We start from the raw sequence: 6817 nt of genomic DNA on the forward strand, positions 1-6817 counted from the left end.
CATGCAGGCCTGGCATCAGATCTACACCCCGCTCGGCAGCCTCGGGCTGTCGGCGTTCGTCGCCGCAATCCCGATCATCTTCTTTTTCGTTGCACTGGCCGTGCTGCGGCTCAAGGGCCACGTCGCCGCGGCGATCACGCTGCTGCTGTCGCTCGGCGTTGCAATCCTCGCGTACGGCATGCCCGTGCCGCAGGCGCTCGCGGCCGCCGGCTTCGGCTTCGCGTACGGCCTGTGGCCGATCGCGTGGATCATCGTCGCGGCCGTGTTCCTGTACAAGATCGTCGTGAAGACCGGCCAGTTCGACATCATTCGCGCGTCCGTGCTGTCGATCACCGACGACCAGCGCCTGCAGATGCTGCTGATCGGCTTCTCGTTCGGCGCGTTCCTCGAAGGCGCGGCCGGCTTCGGCGCGCCCGTCGCGATCACCGCCGCGCTGCTCGTCGGCCTCGGCTTCAAGCCGCTGCACGCGGCAGGACTGTGCCTGATTGCAAACACCGCACCGGTCGCGTTCGGCGCGATGGGCATCCCGATCATCGTCGCCGGGCAGGTGACGGGCATCGATCCGTTCCATATCGGCGCAATGGCCGGCCGCCAGCTGCCGCTGCTGTCGCTCGCGGTGCCGTTCTGGCTCGTGTTCATGATGGACGGGCTGCGCGGCGTGCGGCAGACGTGGCCGGCCGCGCTCGTCGCGGGCGGCAGCTTCGCGGTGACGCAGTACTTCACGTCGAACCACATCGGGCCCGAGTTGCCGGACATCACGTCGTCGCTCGTCAGCCTCGTCGCGCTCGCCGCGTTCCTGAAGGTCTGGCAGCCGCGCACCGCGAAGCAGACGGCGGGCGGCATCGCCGCGTCGGGCGGCGGCGCCGCGCTCGCGGGCTTCGGCGGCGCGGGCTCGCGCAACGGTTTCAGCACCGGCACGAGCCGGCAGGCCTCGCCGTACACGCTTGCGCAGACCGTGCGCGCATGGTCGCCGTTCCTGATCCTGACGGCCGTCGTCACCGTCTGGAGCATCGCGCCGTTCAAGGCGCTGTTCGCCGCACACGGCGCACTCGCGTCGACCGTGCTGAAGTTCCATGTGGCGGGGCTCGACCAGCTCGTCGTAAAGACCGCGCCGATCGCCGCGACGCCGAAGGCGCTCGACGCGGTGCTGAAGATCGATCTCGTGTCGGCGGTGGGCAGCGCGATCCTCGTGACCGCGCTGATCTCGATGGCGCTGCTGAGGATGAAGCCGCGCGACGCGCTCGTCACGTTCGGCGAGACGCTGAAGGAGCTGACGCGCCCGATCCTGTCGATCGGCCTCGTGCTCGCGTTCGCGTTCGTCGCGAACTATTCGGGGATGTCGTCGACGCTCGCGCTGATGCTGGCCGCGACCGGCGCCGCGTTCCCGTTCTTCTCGCCGTTCCTCGGCTGGCTCGGCGTGTTCCTGACGGGCTCGGACACGTCGTCGAATGCATTGTTCTGCTCGCTGCAGCAGGCCACGGCCCATCAGCTCGGCGTGCCCGAGACGCTCGCGGTAGCCGCGAACACGACGGGCGGCGTGACCGCGAAGATGATCTCGCCGCAGTCGATCGCGGTCGCCTGTGCGGCGACGGGCCTCGTCGGCAAGGAGTCGGAGCTGTTCCGCTTCACGGTGCGGCACAGCCTGCTGTTCGCGGTGATCGTCGGGTTGATCACGCTCGTGCAGGCGTACGTGCTGCCGGGCATGGTGCCGTAAGCGGCGCACACCCAAAAAACAAAACCCCACGCCCGGAAGAGCGTGGGGGTTTTCATTTCGCCGGTTGATCGCCCGCTTCGGCAGGCGATCGGTTGCGCGATCAGCTGCCCTTCGCGATGCGATCCTCGATGTGCTGCGCACGGCTCGCCGACGACGGGTGCGAGCTCATCATCGAGCTTTGGCCGCCGTCGAGCTTCGCGAGCTTCTGGAATGCGGTGACGAGGCCCTTCTGGTTCATGCCCTTCTGCTTCATCAGGTCGAACGAGTAATCGTCGGCCGCGCTTTCCTGCGTCTGCGAGAACTGCGCGTTGATGAACTTCTCGGTGATGTCGCCGAGCTGCGAGCTCGTCAGTGCCGCCACGCCCGGCGATGCCGCGCCGGCCGCGGTGCGCGCCGCGCTGACCGCGTAGGCCGTCTGCATCGCCTTCTTCGAGTGACCCAGTGCAACGTGGCCCATTTCATGGCCGATCACGCCGCGCAGCTCGTCGTCGTTCATCTGGTCCATCAGGCCGCTGTACACGCGCACGCAGCCGTTGCCCATCGCCCACGCGTTGACGTCCTTGGTCATGTAGACCTTGTAGTTGATCTTCTGGCCGTTCAGCGTCATGTCGCCGAAGCCCTTCATCACTTTCGTCAGGCGCTTCGCGTACGCGCTGTTCGCCGGCGCGATCTTCGATTCGGCATCGCTCGCCTTGCACGAGTCGTTCGACAGTGCGGCGATGTCGGTATCCGACAGCGTCGCTGCCTTGTACAGGCTGGTCCCCGCCGACGTCAGGCTGTTCGCGTCCAGGCTCTGTACCCCGCCGCACGCGCTCAACAGAAACGCCACGCCACACGCTGCCACCGCTTTCTTGAGTTGCATCCCGGAATCCCTCGATAGTTGTATTTGGGAGCGGCGATTTTGCATAATCCGGCAGAAAATTACCAGATGTTTACATCCGATGACACGTTCATTACTTGTCGGACTGGAACGAAGCGACGCGCCGGCGCGGGATTGGCGACGGAAAAGGAACAATCGCCGCGGCCGGGCGGCGATCGGAATGGAAACCGGGCCCGCTCAGGCTGTTTGATCGCGGCGGCGTCGCGTCAGCCGCCGCGCGACCAGCATCGGCAACCGCACCGCGAAGCCGGTGAACAGGCGCAGGTGCATCCATGCGAGCAGCGCGTTGTCGCGGCCGTAATGGAAGTGCGAGACGCCGCCCTCGTGGCGGCCGAAATAGCGCACCGGCGCGTCGATGCGGATCGGCCGCACGCCGGCCCAGCACAGGCGCACGGCCGCCTCGGGATCGAAGTCGAAGCCGCGCATCCACGGCTGGCGGCGCATGATCGCGGCAAGCGGCGCGACCGGATACACGCGGAACCCGTACAGCGAATCGCCGATCCCGGCCCACAGCGTCTCGAGGTCGGCCCACGCGTTCGACAACCGGCGCCCCTGCACGCGCAGCTGCGGCGCGCTCGCGTCGAACTTCGGCACGCCCAGCACCATCGCGTCGGGCGCAGCCTGCGACGCGGCCATGAACGCGGGAATCAGGTCCGCCGGATGCTGGCCGTCGGAATCCATCGTCAACACATGCGTGAAGCCGCTCGCAGCCGCCGCGTCGAGCCCGGCGAGCACCGCGGCGCCCTTGCCGCGGTTCTCCGGCAGCACGATCACGCGCAAGCCCGGGTCGCGCTCGGCCATCGCCTGCAGCCGCTCGGCGCTGCCGTCGGTGCTGCCGTCGACCACGACCCACACCGGATTCCACTGCGCACGGGCATTGCGCACGGTCGTGTCGACCTTGGCGCCCGGGTTGTAGCTCGGAATCAGGACGAGATGGGTGGATGAGGCGTGCAGCTTGGACATGGAAACGGCCGATTGCGAAGACAGGGATCCTGACAAAAGTTTATGACCTGCCGGCGACCGCCGGCAGGCTTCGTCGACACCGCCCGCGCGCGGGGCCGGTTGCTCGATCGTGAGGCTTTCACGCTTCATGACAGCCACGCCTCCTCATGACCCGCGCTGGCCTCGATCTCGACCAGCAGGTCGTCGCGGCACACGTCCGCGTGGACGACGAGCGGCCGCACGCCGGGGCCGGCCGCCTCGCGCAACACGCGCTCGATCGCGGCCAATGCGTCGGGATCGCCGGCGTCGCGCACGTAGACGCGATAGCTCAGGTCGGCGAGCGAGAACGGGCCGTGCCCCTGGCGCGCGGCCTGCTCGAGCACGGCCGCGAGGTTCGCAACCGTCTCGCGCGTTTGCGCGACGACGTCGCCGCGATGCACGGTGCGGTGCCCGACGATGCTCGCGGTGCCCGACACGAACAGCACCGGCGCGGCGTCGCCTTCCGGCCATGCGGCTGCGCGCGCGAACGTCGGCGCGCGCGGGCCGTACTCGGCCGGATAGTGATACGCGCTGACCTGGCGCGGGTTCTCGACCGGATCGGCCGGCGTGCGGCTCGCGAGGAAATGGATCGCGAGCGGCGCGGCCGGCGATGCATCGCCCGCGACCGGCACGATCGAACCGAGCGCGCATGCGGCCGGCACGCCGCCCGTCAGTGCGCGGCGGCACGCGTCGAACGCGCGCTGGCGGCCGATATTGAACTGACGATAGCGCTCGATCCCGAACTGCACCGCGTTGATCGCCGGCACGGTATTCCAGATGCGCAGCGGATGCGGCATGCCGAGCGAATCGAGCACGTCGAACAGCGTGCGGTACGCATCGTGCGTCGCGCGTTCGAGCGGTGTGCCGCCGTCGGGCGATTCATGCGATTCGCTCGTCTCGTGCACGACGATGCTGCCGAACACGAGGCCCGCCGTTTCGCTGTAGCGATAGTGCAGCGCGCCGCGCCGTTCGCTGCGCAAGTCGTGCGCATGGCATTGCCAGATTTCGCAGACGGCGTCTTCCGGCGCAATGCCGGCGCCGAGCAGCGCCATCGGCACCGGCGCGACCGGCAGGTCGGGCACGACATCGGCCAGCATCCGTGCCGCGGCGTCCGCGTGCGATCCGGTTCCAGATTCGCGCTGCCGGTCGCCCGCGCCGATGCATACCGCACCCAATGCGCCAGGAAACGCGCGCTCGAATCCGCCGCCATGACGGTGCGCATCGTGCAGCAACGCGGCGAGCCGCGCGTGGCTCATCCGGACGAGCCGCAGTGCGCGATCGCCGCCGCACGCGAGCGGTTCGCTCGATCCCGATGCGGCGTGCCCGGCCGCCATCGGCCCGCGCGCGACCGGCGCGGCGGAGGACGACAGGGAACACGGGCGCCGTTCGGCGTCGACTGGATGCACGGACACTTCGATTTCCTCACTATGCGGCGCAGGCCGCGCAACATCGCGGCCTGCGCCGCGTTGCGTTAGGTCACGCCGACGCTGCGCGCTTCGTCATGCCAGCCCGCCGTTGACGGACAGCACCTGCCCCGTCACATAGGCCGCGGCGTCGGATACCAGGTACGCGACCATCGCCGCGACTTCGTCGGGCCGGCCCGCGCGCTGCGCGGGCACGAGCTGCTTGATGCGTTCCGCGGGAAACGCGTGTTCGGCCATCGGCGATTCGATGATGCCGGGCGCGACCGCATTCACGGTGATGCCGCGCGACGCGAGCTCCAGCGACAGCGACTTCGTCGCGCCGATCAACCCTGCCTTCGCGGCCGCGTAGTTGACCTGCCCGCGATTGCCGGTCACGCCGGCCACCGACGCGAGGTTGACGATCCGGCCGCGCCGCGTGCGGATCATCGGCAACAGCAGCGGCTGCGTGACGTTGAAGAAGCCGTTGAGCGTCACGTCGATCACGCTGTGCCACTGTCGGCGCGACATGCCGGCCATCGGCGCATCGTCGTGAATGCCCGCGTTGTTGACGAGGATCTGCACCGGCGCATCGTCGATGAACGGCGTCAGCGCGGCGAGCGTCGCATCGGCGTCGGTCACGTCGAACGCGATCGCGTGCGCGGTGCCGCCGGCCGCGACGATCTGCTGCGCGACGGCCTCCGCCTGTGCGAGATGGCGGTTCGCATGCACCCACACTTCATGGCCGGCCTGCGCGAGCGCCGTGCAGATCGCCTGCCCGAGTGCACCGCTGCCGCCCGTTACGAGCGCCCGCATCGAATTGCTCCGTTCATCGCGTTCCACCTCGATCGACGCGGCCGCGTATCGTCTGCCGATCGCGGCCGCCTGCCGTCATCATCTGCGCGCCGCGCCCGTGCGCGACACCGTCACTTCGTGCGGTGCGCGGCGACGTACGCAGCCAGTGCACCGAGCGTCGCAAAGATCTTCTGGTTGTCCGGATTATCCGAACGCAGCTCGAAGCCGTATTTCTTCGAGATCAGCAAGGCGATTTCCAGGATGTCGATGGAGTCGAGCCCGAAACCCTCGCCATACAGCGGGGTCCCGGCCGTTACTGTTTCGAGCGGGACGTCTTCGAGATTCAGTTCGCCGATGATCAGCGTGGCGAGCTCTTGTTCCAGTGCGTTCATCATGCGTGCGGGCAGGCGGCCCGTGGCAGCGGAAGGCACCCGGAAACGGCAATCGCCATGCACGCCCGGCGCGTGCGAATCTCCGTCCCTCCGGCGTCTGCCGGCTTCCCCGCCTGCTTTATTTGGGGATCGTTTGTAAAAGTTACGCGGATTCTAGACGAACGGGTATCGGGCCGTATACCGCCAATGGTTACAGACTGGCGAACCGGCGCCGCGGCCCGTTTCGGGACCCGAATGCACGAGACGCTTGAGCCGCTTTGGATGGAAATGGACCGACCCCGCGAAACCGTTCGTCCGGCGCCATACAATCGGTTACAAAACCCGTTCGCGCCCGCCCCGAACACGCGGTGCCGCGGCCCTAAAATGAGCGTGCCCGACCACCGGCCCGGACCCGCGTCCCGGCCGCCATTCATATGATGTTTGACGGCCGACCATTGCGTCCGGCCACGATCCGCCCGATGTCGCCAGTCATGCCGCGCCCGCCCTTCCGCTCCGTTCCGGTTCGCCCGTCCGTCCGCTGCCGCCCGGCCGCCGGATCCGGGTACCCGCGCCGTGCGTGCGGAGGCCGCCGATGAGCCGGCTGCTGCCCGTCGCGCGCGGCATCGCCGCAGTCGGCGCCGTCGCGGCCTACCAGGCCGGCGCGCACTACGCGGCC

6 protein-coding genes are annotated in these 6817 nt (G+C 68.5%); 1 reads left to right on the forward strand and 5 read right to left on the reverse strand.

All coding sequences use genetic code 11. From position 1 onward, the window contains the following. The first annotated feature begins 1 nt into the window (after position 1). Positions 2-1714, forward strand: coding sequence for a lactate permease LctP family transporter (locus BDI24065_RS19105; protein WP_175032581.1), 1713 nt, complete (start codon positions 2-4; stop codon positions 1712-1714). Positions 1715-1814: 100 nt separating this feature from the next. Here BDI24065_RS19105 and BDI24065_RS19110 read toward each other — a convergent pair whose 3' ends face one another. The 5 genes from BDI24065_RS19110 to BDI24065_RS19130 form a co-directional block, all read right to left on the reverse strand. Then, positions 1815-2576 carry a M48 family metalloprotease gene (locus BDI24065_RS19110; RefSeq protein ID WP_175032582.1) on the reverse strand — a complete coding sequence of 254 codons (762 nt, stop codon included), beginning with the start codon at positions 2574-2576 and terminating at the stop codon, positions 1815-1817. Positions 2577-2771: 195 nt separating this feature from the next. Next, positions 2772-3557 carry a glycosyltransferase family 2 protein gene (locus BDI24065_RS19115; protein WP_175032583.1) on the reverse strand — a complete coding sequence of 262 codons (786 nt, stop codon included), beginning with the start codon at positions 3555-3557 and terminating at the stop codon, positions 2772-2774. A gap of 125 nt (positions 3558-3682) precedes the next feature. Continuing rightward, the gene (locus BDI24065_RS19120; RefSeq protein WP_175032584.1) at positions 3683-4987 is read right to left on the reverse strand and encodes an endoribonuclease L-PSP; all 1305 of its coding nucleotides are present in this window, start codon (positions 4985-4987) and stop codon (positions 3683-3685) included. 87 nt (positions 4988-5074) lie between these two features. Beyond that, complete coding sequence (gene fabG, locus BDI24065_RS19125; RefSeq protein WP_175032585.1) at positions 5075-5791, reverse strand: 3-oxoacyl-ACP reductase FabG; 717 nt, start codon at positions 5789-5791, stop codon at positions 5075-5077. A gap of 110 nt (positions 5792-5901) precedes the next feature. Then, a complete protein-coding gene (locus BDI24065_RS19130) occupies positions 5902-6162 on the reverse strand; it encodes a phosphopantetheine-binding protein (RefSeq protein ID WP_041490598.1) in 261 nt (86 codons plus the stop codon). Positions 6163-6817 lie beyond the last annotated feature (655 nt).

Source organism: Burkholderia lata, assembly GCF_902499025.1.
Taxonomy (GTDB): Bacteria; Pseudomonadota; Gammaproteobacteria; order Burkholderiales; family Burkholderiaceae; genus Burkholderia; species Burkholderia lata_C.

Bases quoted from the DNA above. Each gene is read 5' to 3' on its own strand.
- BDI24065_RS19105 (WP_175032581.1), top strand. From the start codon at position 2: ATGCAGGCCTGGCATCAGATCTACACCCCGCTCGGCAGCCTCGGGCTG.
- BDI24065_RS19110 (WP_175032582.1), bottom strand. From the start codon at position 2,576: ATGCAACTCAAGAAAGCGGTGGCAGCGTGTGGCGTGGCGTTTCTGTTG.
- BDI24065_RS19115 (WP_175032583.1), bottom strand. From the start codon at position 3,557: ATGTCCAAGCTGCACGCCTCATCCACCCATCTCGTCCTGATTCCGAGC.
- fabG (WP_175032585.1), bottom strand. From the start codon at position 5,791: ATGCGGGCGCTCGTAACGGGCGGCAGCGGTGCACTCGGGCAGGCGATC.
- BDI24065_RS19130 (WP_041490598.1), bottom strand. From the start codon at position 6,162: ATGAACGCACTGGAACAAGAGCTCGCCACGCTGATCATCGGCGAACTG.